Origin of the sequence: Hymenobacter mellowenesis, from assembly GCF_030581005.1 — a bacterium.
GTDB classification, from domain to species: Bacteria; Bacteroidota; Bacteroidia; order Cytophagales; family Hymenobacteraceae; genus Hymenobacter; species Hymenobacter mellowenesis.
The window spans coordinates 148,412-163,886 of the sequence record NZ_JAUQSX010000011.1 but is presented as its reverse complement, the minus strand read 5'-3'; the positions used below and the strand labels follow the sequence as shown (position 1 = coordinate 163,886).

Genomic DNA, 15,475 nt, shown 5'->3' with positions numbered 1-15,475 from the left:
AAAAGCCGCCCTGGTTAAGGAGCAGCTGAAAAAGAGGAAGCCGTTCTACCAGCATTGCCGGCCTACAAGCGGGGGCCGGGCCGGTTTTTTTGCGGTACTGGCTGCGCCTGGGCAAGCTGCTCCAATTGCTGCACAGCTTGGCGTAGCTGCTGCACGGCGGGATTATCCTTCAACGTGTTAAGCTTATCGACCACGGCCAGCACTTTCTCCACGTTCTCCCGGTTCAGGCCCTGCAGCGCCGGCCTGGTCAGTAGCTGCCGGCTGACTTCCTGCAGGCGGGCCGCATCCAGCAGGGCAGTGCTCGCGCGCAGCTCCCGAGCCACCAGGCCCGCCGCTTCGATAAACGATTGCCGGGCCTGGTCGTGGGCGGGAGAATCACTGGGCACCAGTTGAGGCCCCGTCTGACGCTGCTGCTCCTGCGCGGCGGCCAGCTGCCGGCGTTCCGTCGCATCCGGCCCCGGCTCAATGACCGTGGCCCTGGGATTCAGTCGCAGCGCATCCAGCGCGTCGCTGATAGCCGGCAGTTGCGGCGAATCCAACCGGTAGCGCAGGGTTAGCTCCGTGGCAATTTCCCGGGGCGCAGTTGATTCCAGCTTCACGGCGTGGTCAATGGTAAGCCCGACTTTTTCGAGCTTCTCCCGCAGGGCGGGCAGCAGCGCCACGGCATCGCGGCTTTCGCGCAGCTCGACTATGAGCAGCCGCTCGCCTTGGCAGCGGGCCTGGACCTGCGCCTCGTGCAGCTGCGCAATTTTGCCCTGGCCTTCGATGGGTGGGTTGTCCCAGTGCTGCTGGCCGAAGCCGTACTGGTCTTCGTCGATGCCGCCCAGCTCGCGCTGCACCACCCGCTGCAGTTGGTCCTGCTTGAGGTCCTGGTTCCAGTCCTTTCCCTGGCTTTTCACAATCTCCACGCGGTGCTCAAAGACCAATGCCTGGCTGGCCGCCTGGTTAAAGGCCGCCAGCGCCTCGCGGCTCATCGGCACGTGAAACTGGTAGGTGTGGGCGCCCAGCTTATTGGAGTGAATCAGCTCGTCGCGCAGGGTCTGACTGCTGGCCGGATTGCCTGGCTCCCCGTTTTCCTGGGCGTACTGCCGGGTAGCCTGGTCATTGTAGCTTTTGAGGTGCTGGCCGAGCGCCTGCACACCGGCCGGATGGGCGGCCGTGATTTCGACGGTCAGCAGTTGCTCGTGCTCCCGGACCACTTTCATGGGGTTCTGCTCGCTGGCCACGCCCGCTAGCAGCCGGGTATCGAAGTGGTGGCCTTGCGTATCGTTGTCAAAAGCGGCCCGAATAGCCGGAATGCCTTCCTCGCTGAGCAGTCGCTTCAGTTCGAAAATCTTGTTTTGCGTGAGTGTGCCGGCCGTCGAGGCATACAGGGCGCTTTCACCGGGGTGCAGCTGCGCGTAGGAGAGCGTATCGAGGGCCGATTCGCTGACCACCAGCACCGCCGCCGGCTGGCCCTCGGGCGGCTTGCTCAGCCACAGCGAACGGGTGAACTGGCTTTCGGGGGCCTGGCCCTTAAAGCCTTCGCCCTTCAGTTCTAACCCCACTACCCGCCCCTCATGGTAGGCCGGGAAAGCCGTGTTGACGTAGGTTTTGGCTAGCATTCCCTCCTTCTGCACCGTGTAGAGCTGATTGAGGATGCGGCCCGCGAACTGCGGGTTGGCAATCGTGCTTTTGGTAATACCGCGCCCTTCCAGGTAGGCCGTGTTTTCAAGCGGCCGGCAGTGCTGGGTGTAGATGCTGTGGAATTTCTCCCCGGGCGCGGTTTCCACGATGGGCGGCAAATCGAGCCGGGGCCGCTGCTCTTCGGGCAGGTTGAGGTAGGCGCGGAAGTGGTCGTTGACCGATTGCCAGAGGTTGCGGCCCGGCAGCGGACCAAGGCCGGCGATTCGGTCGGAGCTGACCCGGTTCTTCATCCAGTCGATGACACTGCCCTTGTCGCGGTCGTCTTGAGCGTTGAAATACATCCAGTCGCCGCCCCGGCCTTTGAAGACCACCAGCGTGTCATCGCCCTCGAAAACGTGCCACTTGCCTTTGCCCAAGTGCTCGCCTTTACGGAGGTTATAGCCAAAGTGGCTCAGCAGCTCGGGCAGCTCAACCTGCTCCTTAATCTTCTAGAAGGTGAGTTCGTGTTCCATAATGAATCGGATTATTGCGAAGAATGGAAGGCAGAAAAAAGAAGCCCGGAAGCAGGCTTCCGGGCTTGTAGGGAGAGAAAAAGTGGATTTTGAATGGCCCGGCCTAGTGGCGGGGACCTCGGGTTTTCACCTGGGGCGCTTCGGCTTTCACGGGGGCCGGGGCCACGGTCTGGGTGGTGGTCTCCACCGTTTGCTCGGCCTGCGGGGCCTGGCGCTGGCGCAATTCGTGGGCGGCCGGTTTCACCTCGATGCAGGCTTTGGCGGCATTCACCTGCACGGTGCCGTCGAACTTCTGCCCGCCATTGCCGCTGGCCATGTTGGCCAGCGCCACCACCTTGCCTTCGTGCAGGTCGTGACTTTGCTCGGGGGTGAGCTTGACGCCGGCCACGGTGTCGTGTAGCGTCACTTTGTCTTCGGGCAGCACCACCACTTTGTTCATGGCCTTATCCACGGCCACGTAGCCGTTGAATTCCCGCCCCTGCTCGTCTTTGAGGCCCCGTATCAGGCCGGCGTTGCCCTCGGTTTCGAGACGCTGGCGCTGTTCGGGCGTGAAGGGCTGCCCGCCGATTTCGTTGGGAATGACCAGCTTTTCCTGAGGCAATTCCATTTTGAGCGTGGCCGTGCCGTCGGCCTCGCGGTGAAGCACCATCTTGGCCTCGAACTTCACCGCCTCCTGCCCTTCCTTCCTCGCTACCTGCATAGGCAAAAGGTCGGTTTTCTCGCCGCTGAGCAGCTTTTGTAGTTGGCCGCTGCTCGTTAGTTCGGCCATATTCAAACCGAGGGAGGCCAACACTTTTTGCGGCACCTCATCGGCTTTGAACAGTGCCGCCGGCCGGGCCGGCACTGCTATGGCATGGCGGGCGGCCTTCCCCATGCCGGGTTCAGCGGCCACGCTGGGGGTCTTGCCGTCCGGGACAGGTGGGCCAGGTGAAAGCTCCGGCTGGGCCGCTCCGGCCTGCCGGGTCAGGCGGGCCTGCAGGTGCTGGCGGGTTTTCTCGTAGTCGACTTCCAGATTCTGCCGGGTCTTCGGGCCGCCGTTCAGGTGGGCGTAAAAGTTTTTCAGAAACGCCGACGCGGGATTGCCGCTGGTGTCGATGTCAAAAATGCTCTTGCCGTCGCGAATGACCTGCTCGGTGGTTTTGCCCTGCTGCTGGGCCAGCTGCTGCACCCGCTGCCCGGCCGCCGCCTGCTGCACCTGTTCCGGGGCGGTGAGGGCATGCTTGGGCACCGCCGAGAGCTGAGCACTGAGCGCATCCCACTGCTTCACGCCGAAGGCCTCGCGCACCTGTTTGCTGCGCTGCGGCTCGTAGTCGTAATCGTAGCCCACTTCCTGCCGTCGGGCGACGGCTTGCTCCGGCTTTTCTACCACGGCCACCCCATTTCCCACTTGCCGAAAGCCCTGCAGAGCCGCTTCGAGCTGGCCCAGCTTGTGCGACTCGGGGTCATAGCTCACCGCGAAGCCGCCGCTGAGCTTGCCGGCCGGGTCGCGCTCCAATTGCAAAGCGCCCACGGCTACGCCGGCTTTCTTTAGCTGGTCGAGGTAAGCCCGCATTTCCAGCAGCGGGGCCACTTCGTCGCCCTTCTGCTGCCAGGTGATGCGCACCTCTCCGACCGGCTCCGCGTTAGTCGCTGCATCTGGGGCTGGCGCGACCAACGGCTGCTCGTGGCTCTGCCCCTCCCCTACTGGTTGTTGCGTCTTCGGCGCGGCGGTGCTTTCGCCTACTTCCGCCCGTGCCTCGTCTCGTAATGCATCCGCGTAAGTAGCTTGGCTATCGTCTGGTCCTTGCTGCGCGCGGTTGGCCACCGCTTCCAGTTCCGCTTCCGCCTCGGTGCGGGTAGCGCCCGTAGTGGTGGCCACCTCGCCGGCCAATTCCTCGGCCCGGGTCGTCAGTTCGGCTTGCTGGGTGGTTTGTGGAGTTAGCGGGCCAAATACCTGTACCTGCCGCTCTGGCGCGGTGGCACTGAACCCCACGCGGCCCTGCTCGGTAATTTTCCAGTTGTCGCCCACCTTTTCCAGCATCGTGGGCTTTTCCACCGTGAGAAACTTATCCTCCCGACCGGGGAGCCGGTTGGTGGTAAAGGCCCGCATCAGCGCGTGGTCAAAGGCATTTAGTAGGCGGCCATCTGCGCCGGGCGCCGGCAGCATGGCCGCTTGGTCAGGATTAGCGAGATTAATCTGAATCTCATAAAGGGTATGCCCGGCGGGCTCCCGCTGCAAGCCTTGGCCGCTGAGGTTGCCGTTGGAGGTCGGTACCGCACTCAGGTACCAGCGCTCCGGCGTGGGGGTATTCACTTCATCTTGCTCAGCCATAGGAGGAATGGGTAGGTGAATAAAAGCTGCCCTTCCGGCCGGCGCAGGCGCGGCCAGCCCGGAATTTGACGCTGCAAACCTACCGGCCTCCATCAGGCCCCGGGGAGAAAGTTGACGAGTGGCCGAAATAGGGCTGTGAGGTGCTGTCCCGACACACGAACGGCACGAAGCCGGGGCGTAAAACCCGATTCCGTGCCGTCCAGCTTGGCCACCTGTCGATGCCTTACTTTTCTACTTTCTCCTTGATGAGGTGCCGTAGCGTGGGGTCCTGCCCGATGCGCAGCAGCTCGCGGGCGCACAGTTCCTTCACTTCGGTTTTTACCCGGTTGAAGTTGGCCTTAATCATCTCTTCGGCTTCGTCCTTGCCCGTAGCCGGGTTGATGAAACTGGTAATGTCGGGGATGGGCTGGAAGGCCTGGGCCTCGGCGGCCACCGCCTTCACGTCCACCTGAATCCGGGCGTGAAACACCTTCTGGTCGATTTCCTCGCCGAAGTTGTCGGCTACGGCCCCCACGAAGTTGCCCTGCGTGAGGTTGGCAATGGTGCTGGCCGGAATCATGCTATCCATCTGGGTGGACAGGCTGGTGCTGGTTTCGCGCATGTTGATGCTCAGGCTCTGGCGCTGCTGCAGAATCTTGCCAAACCGCTCGCTCAGCCACTTGCCGCTGTTGCCCGACACCTGCCCGCTGAACACGTTGCCCACGGTGTTCTTGATGACTTCGGCTTCCTTCTGGCCGTAATCGCGCTCCAGTTGCGAGAAGTCCTGAAAGCCCAGGCAGGTGCTCACCTTGTTGCTGCGGGCCGTGGCAATGAGGTTATCCAGCCCCTTGAAGTAGATGGTAGGCAGCTCGTCGATGATGATGGACGATTTGCGCTTGCCCTTCTGGTTCACCAGCTTCACCAGCCGGGCATTGTAAAGACCCAGCGCCGCCCCGTAAATGGCCTGGCGCTCGGGGTTGTTGCCCACGCACAACACCTTGGGCTCCTCGTTGCTGTTGATGTCGAGCGTAAAGTCATTGCCGGACATCACCCAGTAGAGCTGCGGCGAGGCCAGCCGGCCCAGTGGAATGCGGGCCGAGGCAATCTGCCCTTCCAATTGCTCAATGGCATCCTTCTGGAAGGCCGACACGAACGGCTTCACCAGGTTCTCAATCTCGGGGTACGAGGCCAGCACCGGAAAAATCTCCTCGTAGTCACGGCTTAGAAACTCGATGACGTGGGGGAAGGTGCAGTATTTGCCCTTCTCGAACAGCTTCAGAAACCAGATGATGGCGGCCACGAAGTTGATGGGCGACTCCACAAAAAAGTCCCCCTGCTTCTGAATCCAGCTCTTGTTAAGGTTGAGCATGATGGTCGAGGCGCTTTCGTAGGCATCCACGATGTCGGTCATCAGCTCGGGCAGCAGCGGATTGCAGCGGTGGCTTTTGCGCGGGTTGTCGAAGTTGATAACGTAGAATCCCACCGGCTTGTCAAACTTGTCCTGGTGGCGCAGCAGCGTGTTGTAGCAGATGCGGCTCAAATCGTCAAACTTGTAGTCATAGATGTACATGCAGAAGCCCTTGGCCAGGTGCTGCCGGATGAACTCGTTGATGATGGCAAACGACTTGCCCGAGCCCGGGGTGCCGAGCACCATCGTGGCCCGAAACGGATTCACCACGTTCAGCCAGCCGTGGTGCGGCTTGCCCCGCAGCTGGTACTCGGTGCGCAGGTTTACCGAATACTCGTTTTCCATCAGCCGCTCTTCCTGCGGGAAACTCTCATTGGCCTTGTTGAAGATGTCCTTCATCAGGTCGTTGTTAAACAGCCGGCTTAGCCAGGCCCCGGCGCTCAGCAGCAGCAGAAAGCCCGCCGACAGCAGCCCAGTGTAGAGCGCCGTCGTCAGCCCGGCTCCCAGCGAGAAGCTGCGCACCACGTCCGACCCATAAATCAGCGCCAGCCCGATGGCCGCGTAGCCCACTACCAAAGCCCCTTTGAGCTTTTCATTGGCTCGCCCCCGCGTGCCCAGGCAGCTCAGCAGCAGGAACACCACGGCCAGCGTCTTACTCACCCAGCTGGCCTTAAACAGAAACGTGTTCCGGGTAAAGCTCTCCAGAATATGCCCGACCACGGCCGGCGTCCAGCCCATGCTTTTGAAGTAGCCGAAGCAGTAGTAATAGATGTTGATACCCATCAGCACAATGGCAAACAGGCGCATAAACTCCATGATTTTGCGCAGTCCTTTCTCGTCTTCCATCGCTTGAAACGCTTGGTGAATCAAGCAACTTACCCCCGCCGGCAGAGCTAAAGGTGGAATATTTGACGAGCGGTCCAATGTCAGCGGTGAGGTGCACAGGGAGTACACGAAGCGCAAAGCTTGCTAGCTAGTGAGCAGCGATTATCTAGAGAAGTTTATTGCAAAAGTTGCATCCACTGACCATCGAGCAGAGGGTCGAAACCCAGAAGCCTACCTGCAGTTCGCTTGTGCGTGCTAATTCCAGCGAGCACTCAAGTAGGTAGGCTCAGAAACCCAGTATCAATAATACAATGATTTCTGAATATATTTATTTAACAGCTTATATTTCAAATATTTATGCAATACCTTGGACATTTTTACTAACGGCCCAGCAAGGTGTACCTTCCGGGACCATTAGGCTCTCCCAGAGCTTGTGCAGCAAAATAGCAGTGAGGTGGTCTAAATAAGCTGCACAGAGTTGAGACGTGGTTTGAAAGTGAGTTTCGAAGTGGTTTGGGGCGAAGTAGCCGAGCACCGAATGCCGTCGTTCGGCGTTGTAATTTGCGAGATAGTGGCTGATTTCCGAGCGTGCATCCGCTGGGTTGCGGAAACTGCCGCCGTCGAGCAGTTCCATTTTAAGTCGACTCCAAAACAATTCGGCGTAGGCGTTATCATGGATAGCAATTGCCCCGACGGCTCATGCGTTGCACGGCCTCGTGGCGGGCCAGCAAGGCCTTAAAACTGGTGGCCGCGTATTGGCTGCCTTGGTCGGAATTAACTACCAGCCCACCTGCTGACTTGCGTACGGCCAATACCTGGCGCAAGGCTTCGCTGACCAAATCTTCGGGCATGGATTCGGCACGTCCCAGCCCACGACTTTGCGCGAGCAGTGGTCCAGCCAAGTGGCTAAGTAGAGCCAGCCCCTTCCTGTTTGGGCAAATACGTGATGTCACCCACCCAGACCTGGTTCGGGGCCGTGGGGGCCTGTCGGCCCAGCAAGCGGTTCGGAGCCGCCCGCACGCTCAGGTCGGAATCCATGGTGCGGGGCACAAACGAGCGGGGCTGCTGGGCGCGCAGGCCGTTAGCCTTGAACGACTCGTCGTAATGCGCCGCTCATCCGGCATGGCCTTGCTCTTTTTTGCGGTCATGACTCAGGAAAAATACGTCCTGCTTCTGTGCGCCTTAAATAAACCACCTCATCTTCTGTCCGCCCAACTTAGACCACCTCAACTAGACTCCATATGGCGTGCCTTGTTGGGCCTAGCAAAGACTTTCCTCTAATAGTGAATGGTCCATTTTATTGGGAAGCTTACATCTGGATTAGGCGCTCGGGGCCTAATCCACACCGCTTGATGAGCTAGGGCGTTGGGAGTGGGACCTGGTGTGCTCGGCACGGGTAGTGCTTGATGTGAGCATTCACGCGCGGGGCTGGAGCGCCGCGCAGGCGCTTGTTTACTGGCAGGCTAACGTGCCCGGCCAGCAGGCTATTGCCGAGCGCGAAATTCGGCATGTGACGCAATGGCCAGGGCAATGCCTGAATTACAAGGTGGGAGCCGTCCGGCTGGAGGAGTTGCGGGCGCGTATGGGGCGGCAGCCCGGCTTCGATGTGCATCGCTTTCACGCCGCCTACCTGGCGCTAACGGGCCTGCCCTTCGCCGTTATTGAGCGACAACTGGCGGCCCAGCACCAGCAGACGCTTCCCTGAAGTATCGTGGAAAGCGGTGCTTTTCCTGCTACCTGCTGTCGAGAAACCACCCAGCAGCAGCGGTCAGGCCTAGGAGCGTTCAGGAAACGGCAAATCCCACATATGCAGTAGCCAGCAACAAGTATCAGGGCAACTGCTTGGCATACAACAGATAATCCGTGCTGCTTGCAGTCTGGCTCATTATACTTAATTAAGGGATTACAGAAGATTGAGTTGAGCCAGCAGTTGCTTGCGCAAGGCCATGCTGACGGGCAAACGTCTGCCTAATACAACCAATTCCTTCTCCATTACCGATTCGATATGGCTTACATTAACCACAAAGGAGCGGTGAACTAATAGAAACCCGGCCACGGGCAGTCGTTGTCGCAAAGCTTGTAAAGTCCCGGGAATCGACAATTTTTGCTGGTTAGTTGCGATGGTAACGTAACCGTGACTGGCTTCCAGGTAGCCAATATCGGCATAATCCACCCGTACCAACTGAGCACCGTTTTTGACGAACATAAACGTCTGGGTTTCGGAATCCAACTCGTTGGCAAGCAGTGCTTGGGTCGCTTTGGGCGTAGTGGCTAACGCCTCCACTTTGCGCACCGCTTGCGTGAAGCGGGCAAAAGTAACCGGCTTGAGTAGGTAGTCGACCACAGCATAGTCAAACGCTTGGACGGCGTGCCGCGGGCTGCTGGTAATAAGCACGGTATACGGCTGCGCCGGGAGTTGGAACAAGAGCAACTGCAGCAAGTCGAGCCCGGAGAGCAGAGGCATTTCTACGTCCAGAAAAAGGACCTCCACGAGCTGATTGCGCAGAAATGCCAAGGCCTCGTGCCCGTCGGTGAAGGTGCCGTCCAGTTGCAGCGTGGGCGTGCGGGCCACGCACCGCGCAATGATTTGGATGGCGGCCGGGTCATCGTCGATGATGACGCAGCGCAGGGGCGCAACTTCAGCAGCAGGGGAAGCTAATAAACTGGGCATGGCTTGGGTATGGGAAATGGGTTGCGGGGGACGATTAGTCAGTTAACTTAACCTCGAATACATTTCAGCAACTGCCTGTTTAGCAGCGTAAAGCCTCGCATAATCCACGATGGAATGGCGGAACCAGAACTCCTGCTAAACAACTATTTCTGTTTGCCTTCCTAGCAGGCTCTCGCGGGTAGAGCCTGCTAGGAAGGCAAACAGAAATAGTGGATGGCGCGAACGGGCGCTACCTGCGCACAATGCGCACGGTACCGGTATGGGCGTTCTGACGCACGAGCAGCGTGTAGGTGCCGGTGGCTAAGGTCCGGGCTTCGTCAAGCGCTACAATCTGGCGGCCGGGGGTGGCGGCCTGTTCGCGCCGTAGCACCACGCGGCCGGCGGCATCGAGCACGGTGAGGGTCACGGGACCGGCTTCGCTGGTTAGGAGCTGGGCCGTCAGGTCCGTTTCGTAGGGGTTGGGGTAAGCCGTCACCTGCCAGGCCAGCGCATCGGGGTTGAGCGTGACGAGGGGGGAGAATTGGGCCGTGCCGTCGAGGTCGACCTGCCGCAGGCGGTAGTACACCACGGGGACGCCGTAGCGGGCAATGGTGCGGTCAAGATACTGGTAGCTTTGCTGGGTGCTGCTGTTGCCCGCGGCCGTTACCTGGCCCAGCTTCTGCCAGGTGCGGCCGTCGGCACTGGCCTGCACTTCAAAGTAGGCGCTGTTCTTCTCCGAGGCCGTTTTCCAACTCAGCAGGCCGTCCCCGGCCTTTTTGATGGCGGTGAACAGCAGCAGCTCCACGGGCAGCGGCGCGGCCGTGGTGCTCACGGTGTAGAGGGCATTGAGGCTGGTAATGTCGACCGATACCGTGCGGCTGGTGCCGTTTTGCACCGCGCCCTGCTTCACCCAGGTACTGCCGCCGTTGTCGGAGCGCCACACCTGGGCATTGGCGCCCGAGAAGGTGAGGCCGTGGTCGTCGGCCGAAAGCCAGGACAGCGTCATGGTGGCGGCGCTGGCGGTGGGGGTGGTACTGCTCAGCGCCCACACCCGGTCGATGCCCTGGTTGGTGGTCACCAGCGGGTTCACGCCGAAGCTGACGCCGGCGCGGGTGAGGCCGGCGCGGCGCTCCACGGTGAGGGGAAAGCTGTTGCCGCCGGGGTTCAGGGTGAAGCCCATGTTGCCGAAATCCACGGCCGAGCTGCCGCTCAAGTTGCGGGCCTGGGCCACGCGGCCTTTCACGTAGTGGGCATCGGTTTCGCCCACCAGCGTGGCCGCCGCGCCCAGGGTGAGGACGTAGTCGGTGGTGGTAGCGGGCGAGGTGAGCAGGTGGCCATTGAGCAGCGACAAGGTGCCGCTGATGGCCCCGTTGCTGCCCATGGTGGTGCCGGCCGGCACGTCCAGCACGAGGTTGGGCAGGGCCTGGCCGCCCAGCGTGAGGGTGTGGTCGGTGGTGGCCACGCTTTCGAGCAGCTTGACGGTGGCGGCGGCGGGGCTGGCGCTGATGGTGCCGGAATTGAGAAAGTTGCCGCCCACCACCAGCAGCGTGCCCGTGGCAGGCACGTAGGTGCCGGCGTTCTGCACGGTGCCGGTGTTGTAGATGTCGCCGTTCTGGTACAGAGAATTGCCGGCGGCGTTATAGAGCGTGGTGGTTTGGGCCTGGCTGCTCGTGGCCAGCCCCAGCAAACTCAGCAGGCCACCCACGGCCCAGGGCCAGCGGGGAAAAGTGGTGAAGTAGCGTAATGACATGGGTAAGAATTTAAAATGGAGGGATGCACTCTCGGGCTTCGGCAGTGCGGGCCGGCTACTTCAGGCCCAGCCGGGCTTTGGTGGCCGGGAGCAGGTCGTTGGTGGCCTTGCGGATGTAGAGAAACTGGCCGGTCTGGTCGTCCACCACGTAGTCGTAGCCTTTGGCCATGGCCACGGCTTCGACGGCCTGCTGGGCCTTTTGGTTGATGGGCTGGTACAGGGACTGGCGCTTCTTGTCAATGGCCTGCTGGGCCTGCTGCTGGATGACCTGAATCTGCTGCTGCAGGGCTTCGGCGCGGGCATTGCGGTTGGCTTTGGCAGTGTCGGCCAGGGTTTTGGCGTTTAGCTGGTAGTCCTTCACCAGCTTGGTGTAGCGGGCGTTGAGGTCGTCGTACTGGCTTTGCCAGGTTTTGGTGAAGGCCGTGAGCTCGGCCTCGGCCACGCTGGTTTCGGGCAGGGCGGCAAGTAGCGCCTGGCCTGAGAGGTGGCCGATTTTGGCCGGGGTAGCAGTTTGGGCGTGGGCGGCGGTACCGAGCAGGAGCGTAGCGGCGGCGAAGCTCAGGAAAAACTTGTTCATATCGACTTAAACGAGGAGCCGAAGCAAGGGCAGGCAACTGGGAAGCCCGGCTGCCTGCCCGGCTGCTTATTGCGTTACGATGATATTGAAAGTAGTGCTAACTGGGATGGTTTGGGCTGTGGCACTGGCGTTCACGAAGCTAACAGTGACCGTGTTAGCGGCCGAAACGCGGGCGTAAGCAATCGACACGCCGGCGGGCAGCGCCGCCGTAGGCGATACATTGACGATGCTACCAGCTACGACCGTGTTAGCCACGTTGAAGCTGGCCGTGGCCGTGGTCGTGCCCGAAGCCGCTACCGAAATGGCAGCGGCTGGAGCCACAGCCGTAGCACGGATGATGGCGTTCAGGGTGGAGCCGGTAGCACCCATGCTGAAGGTGTTGTTGACATCGAGTGGCACCGTCGTTCTTACGCTCGTGGCGTTAGCGCGCAACACTTCTGAGCCGCTGCCGTTCTTGCTGTTCACGTAGAATACGTGGCTAGCCCCGTTCATTACATCGTAGTTGAGCTGGCTACCGCTGATGCCGAAGCCAAAATGCGTGGTAGCGCCGGCCGTACCACCATCCCAGAGGGTGATTTTAGGTTCTAAAGTGCTCGGGGTGATGCTAAGCGTGGTATTGGGGGCGGTGGTGCCGATGCCCAGGTTGCCGTTTTGGTCGAGGCGCATTTGCTCGGTGTTCGAGGTACCAAAGCGCATGAAGCTGGAGTTGGTAGTGCCTGAGCCCGTGTAGTAGGAGTCAAAGAACGTCGTCTGGGCAAACCCACCGTTAATGTAACCCATGCCCACTTGAGTGTAAATGAGGTCACCGCTAGATAGATTGGTCGGTGCACCCTGCGTGCCGCGGGCGTGGCGGTAGTAGATGCCGCTGGCAGCGGTACCTGTTCCTGAATATGAGTCATAGGTATAGTCATCCTCGGTACCGCCACTTCCATTCGGCGTAACGGTATGGATTTTGTACCCTGGCGTGCTCGTGCCGATGCCCACATTGCCATTGGCACCGATAAACATGTTGGTCGTGGTATTCGTGTTGCTCTCGGCATTGGCCAGGGTATTCACGCCGCCGTTGGCGTTGATGCTCTGGAACATGATGCTCGGTGCCACCAGGCGGATGCGGTCCGGGCCGTTCGTGGCATCGAGGTTATCGCCCGAGTAGAGGTATAGGTCGTTCACCTCCTGGTTTTGCGTAGTGTGGCCGATGGCCGCGTTGGGGTCGCCCTGCGAGGCAAACTCCACCCGCTGCACCCCCGTGCTGCCCGTAGCAGCCAGCGTGGCGCCCATCACCAGGCCGCCGCCCGTGCCGAAGGTGGTCGAGGTATTGTTGAGCCCCGTTACGGACAGCGGGAAATTGCTGGCGTTGACGGTGGTGGCTTGCGTAAGCGCGCCGCCCAGCACCACATTATTGGTGCTTTTGGTCAGGCCGTTGCCGGCCGTGGTCACGGCCCCGCCATCGGCGGCAATCGAGGCGGCCGTGCGCTGGTTGAGCAGGCCGGTGGTGGCGTTGTAGGTCACCAGTTGGTCGGTCGCAGCGCCGGCGGCCAGGGTGGCAATGCGGGCCGTGCCGTTCACGTCCAGCGTAGCGGCCGGCGCGCTGACGCCGATGCCCACCAGCCCGTCGCCGGTTACGCGCATCAGCTCTTTGGAAGAGGTGGCGTTAATACCGGAATAGAAAACGTGGTCAGAAGTTGGCAGGTCAGTCTGGTAGCGTAGTGTATTTTGCTGAACACCAAATCCGTAGAACTGATTGTCGTTGGTAACGGTCGCCGAGTTGTAGTTATCCCAAAGCACCAGCTTGCGGTTGGCTAAAGAAGTGCTGAACTGCAAGGGCGCAAACGGGGTCGTGTTGCCGATGCCTACGTTGCCGGACGCGCTGATGCGCACCCGCTCGGCATTGCTGGTGCTGATGCGGAAGTCCGACAGCGCCGTGGTTCCATCGCCCAGGTAGTAGGAGCTTAAAGATGATAGGGTGGCGAAGCTGCCATTCACTCGGCCCTGATTAGCATTTATCGCTAGCAGGTCGCCATTGGCCAAGTTGGTGGGGCTGGCCGCCGTGCCCCGTGCGGCCCGCGTGAAGTAGCCAATGCCCGGCGTGCCGTACGAGTCGACGTAGGTATCGTCCTCGACCCCACCCGCCGAGGCATCGGTGACAATGTGCATCTTGCCAACGGGCGAAGCTGTGCCGAAGCCAACCCGGCCGTTGCCATCCAGCGTCATCGCCTGCCGGGTGCCCGCCGCCGTAACGGCATCGGTGCCCTGGTTCCACAGGTAGAAGTCCAGCGAGTTGCCCACCTGCGCGCCGTTGTTGTGGCGCGAGCGGATGGCGTGCTGGTAGTTGTTGGTCCCGGCATAGCCGAAGAGCAACTGCTCGTTGCCCGTGGTGGCATTGCTCACCCCGCCGTTGCGAAACAGGCCGTTGCCGTTCACATCCAGCTTGGTGGTTGGCGCGTTGGTGCCGATGCCCACGTTGCCCGTACCGGTTACCGTCAGGTTGTTGCCCGCCGTGGCAATTTCGGTAGCTCCCGTCAGAGGGCCGCCCAAAGCCACGTTGTTACCGGTTTTGGTCAGTCCGTTGTTGGCCGTGGTCACGGCCCCGCCATCGGCGGCAATCGAGGCGGCCGTGCGCTGGTTGAGCAGGCCGGTGGTGGCGTTGTAGGTCACCAGCTGGTCGGTCGCAGCGCCGGCGGCCAGGGTGGCAATGCGGGCCGTGCCGTTCACGTCCAGCGTAGCGGCCGGGGCGGTGGCGTTCGTGCCAATCCCCACCATACCCGCATAGTAAGCCAGGCTGTTGGGGGTGAAGAGCATGTGCCAGTTGGTGCCATCCGAGACGAAGGACGCCGCTTTGCCTCTGTTCATCGCCAGAACCCCGTTCATATCGGTGTTCGCCGTCTGCACGTTGTAGGTGAAGGAGGCATCGCTAATAAAGGTGCCCACTTCGTTGATGCGCCCGCTGCCCGACGACAAAGAAACCGCCGCACTGTAGGACCCATTAGCCGCCGTGTAGAAGCCCCAGTCCGTCGGCACGGTGGGTGCGGCCGAGTAGCCCCGCTGGTTCACCGGCGGAACGTTCACCACGTTGCCGCTGGCATCCAGGCCCAGGTCGCGGGCCCCGTCGGCCGCGTAGCCCGTGGCATTGGTCATCTGGGCCAGTCTCAGGCCCGAGGTGTTGGCCGCAACGCCGGTGCCCAGGGTGGTGGCTCCGGCCACGCGGGCCGTGCCGTTCACATCCAGCTTGGCGGCGGGCGCGGTGGTGCCAATGCCCACGTTACCCGTGCCGCTGAACGTTAGGTTATTGCCAGCGGTGGCCACGTCGGTAGCTCCGCCCAGCGTGCCGCCCAGTGCCACGTTGCTGCCACTTTTGGTCAGGCCATTGTTGGCCGTGAAGTTGTTGCCGCCGTCGCCGGTAGCGCGCCAGCCGCTGTTCGAGTACATGAACAGGCTGTTGGTACCCGCCGCAATGGTTTGCCCCGCGAACGTGGCCGGGAAGGTAGTCGTGTTGTAGATGGCCATCAGCTGGCCCGCTACGGCGGCCGGCGTGGTAGCGGCCGTGAGTGCCACGGCAGCCGTGGCCGTGCCAGTAAGGCGCACCAGGCTGAAGCCCGTGGGCACGGTAGCGGCGTTGCCGCTCACGGCGGCCGTGGTTTCGGAAACCGAGACGGCCCCGTTCACGTCGAGCATGGTGCGCGGCGCAATGCTGCCCGTGCCTATGCCGGTTTGGGCGTAGGCCGAACCGCCCGCAAGCAGTCCTAAGCCGAGCGTGGCCAAGAAGATTGAGTTGAATTGCTTCATTAGTAAATTATTGGTAATGAGAGGTTTATCTTTGATAATAGAAAAAAAAGATGA

10 protein-coding genes and 1 pseudogene are annotated in these 15,475 nt (G+C 61.2%); 1 reads left to right on the top strand and 10 read right to left on the bottom strand.

What is annotated here, in order from left to right:
• Positions 1-62 precede the first annotated feature (62 nt).
• From Q5H92_RS19645 to Q5H92_RS19620, 6 genes are all read right to left on the bottom strand, one after another.
• Positions 63-2,042, bottom strand: coding sequence for a toprim domain-containing protein (locus Q5H92_RS19645; RefSeq protein WP_305013259.1), 1,980 nt, complete (start codon positions 2,040-2,042; stop codon positions 63-65).
• Between the two features lie 199 nt (positions 2,043-2,241).
• A complete protein-coding gene (locus Q5H92_RS19640) occupies positions 2,242-4,449 on the bottom strand; it encodes a DUF3945 domain-containing protein (RefSeq protein WP_305013258.1) in 2,208 nt (735 codons plus the stop codon).
• Between the two features lie 223 nt (positions 4,450-4,672).
• Positions 4,673-6,682 carry a conjugal transfer protein MobC gene (gene mobC, locus Q5H92_RS19635; RefSeq protein ID WP_305013257.1) on the bottom strand — a complete coding sequence of 670 codons (2,010 nt, stop codon included), beginning with the start codon at positions 6,680-6,682 and terminating at the stop codon, positions 4,673-4,675.
• Positions 6,683-7,016: 334 nt separating this feature from the next.
• The gene (locus Q5H92_RS19630; RefSeq protein ID WP_305013256.1) at positions 7,017-7,316 is read right to left on the bottom strand and encodes an integrase core domain-containing protein; all 300 of its coding nucleotides are present in this window, start codon (positions 7,314-7,316) and stop codon (positions 7,017-7,019) included.
• A 16-nt stretch (positions 7,317-7,332) separates the two neighbouring features.
• Entirely contained in the window at positions 7,333-7,512 is a 180-nt protein-coding gene (locus tag Q5H92_RS19625; RefSeq protein ID WP_305013255.1) for a DDE-type integrase/transposase/recombinase, read from the bottom strand.
• A gap of 55 nt (positions 7,513-7,567) precedes the next feature.
• Entirely contained in the window at positions 7,568-7,699 is a 132-nt protein-coding gene (locus Q5H92_RS19620) for a hypothetical protein (protein WP_305013254.1), read from the bottom strand.
• Positions 7,700-8,015: 316 nt separating this feature from the next.
• On the opposite strand from Q5H92_RS19620, the pseudogene Q5H92_RS19615 reads away from it, so the two are divergent.
• Positions 8,016-8,366 (top strand): annotated as a pseudogene (locus Q5H92_RS19615) (DUF885 family protein); the annotation flags it as partial.
• 198 nt (positions 8,367-8,564) lie between these two features.
• On the opposite strand, the gene Q5H92_RS19610 reads toward Q5H92_RS19615, so the two are convergent.
• The 4 genes from Q5H92_RS19610 to Q5H92_RS19595 all read right to left on the bottom strand — a co-directional run bounded on the left by Q5H92_RS19610 (position 8,565) and on the right by Q5H92_RS19595 (position 15,421).
• The gene (locus Q5H92_RS19610; protein WP_305013253.1) at positions 8,565-9,332 is read right to left on the bottom strand and encodes a LytR/AlgR family response regulator transcription factor; all 768 of its coding nucleotides are present in this window, start codon (positions 9,330-9,332) and stop codon (positions 8,565-8,567) included.
• 229 nt (positions 9,333-9,561) lie between these two features.
• Entirely contained in the window at positions 9,562-11,061 is a 1,500-nt protein-coding gene (locus tag Q5H92_RS19605) for a T9SS type A sorting domain-containing protein (protein ID WP_305013252.1), read from the bottom strand.
• A 55-nt stretch (positions 11,062-11,116) separates the two neighbouring features.
• Entirely contained in the window at positions 11,117-11,638 is a 522-nt protein-coding gene (locus Q5H92_RS19600) for an OmpH/Skp family outer membrane protein (protein ID WP_305013251.1), read from the bottom strand.
• A 66-nt stretch (positions 11,639-11,704) separates the two neighbouring features.
• Positions 11,705-15,421 (bottom strand): beta strand repeat-containing protein, encoded by a 3,717-nt coding sequence (locus tag Q5H92_RS19595; RefSeq protein WP_305013250.1) that lies wholly within the window; start codon positions 15,419-15,421, stop codon positions 11,705-11,707.
• Positions 15,422-15,475: the final 54 nt, after the last annotated feature.

Bases quoted from the DNA above. Each gene is read 5' to 3' on its own strand.
- Q5H92_RS19640 (WP_305013258.1), bottom strand. From the start codon at position 4,449: ATGGCTGAGCAAGATGAAGTGAATACCCCCACGCCGGAGCGCTGGTAC.
- mobC (WP_305013257.1), bottom strand. From the start codon at position 6,682: ATGGAAGACGAGAAAGGACTGCGCAAAATCATGGAGTTTATGCGCCTG.
- Q5H92_RS19600 (WP_305013251.1), bottom strand. From the start codon at position 11,638: ATGAACAAGTTTTTCCTGAGCTTCGCCGCCGCTACGCTCCTGCTCGGT.
- Q5H92_RS19605 (WP_305013252.1), bottom strand. From the start codon at position 11,061: ATGTCATTACGCTACTTCACCACTTTTCCCCGCTGGCCCTGGGCCGTG.
- Q5H92_RS19610 (WP_305013253.1), bottom strand. From the start codon at position 9,332: ATGCCCAGTTTATTAGCTTCCCCTGCTGCTGAAGTTGCGCCCCTGCGC.
- Q5H92_RS19620 (WP_305013254.1), bottom strand. From the start codon at position 7,699: ATGGATTCCGACCTGAGCGTGCGGGCGGCTCCGAACCGCTTGCTGGGC.
- Q5H92_RS19625 (WP_305013255.1), bottom strand. From the start codon at position 7,512: ATGCCCGAAGATTTGGTCAGCGAAGCCTTGCGCCAGGTATTGGCCGTA.
- Q5H92_RS19595 (WP_305013250.1), bottom strand. From the start codon at position 15,421: ATGAAGCAATTCAACTCAATCTTCTTGGCCACGCTCGGCTTAGGACTG.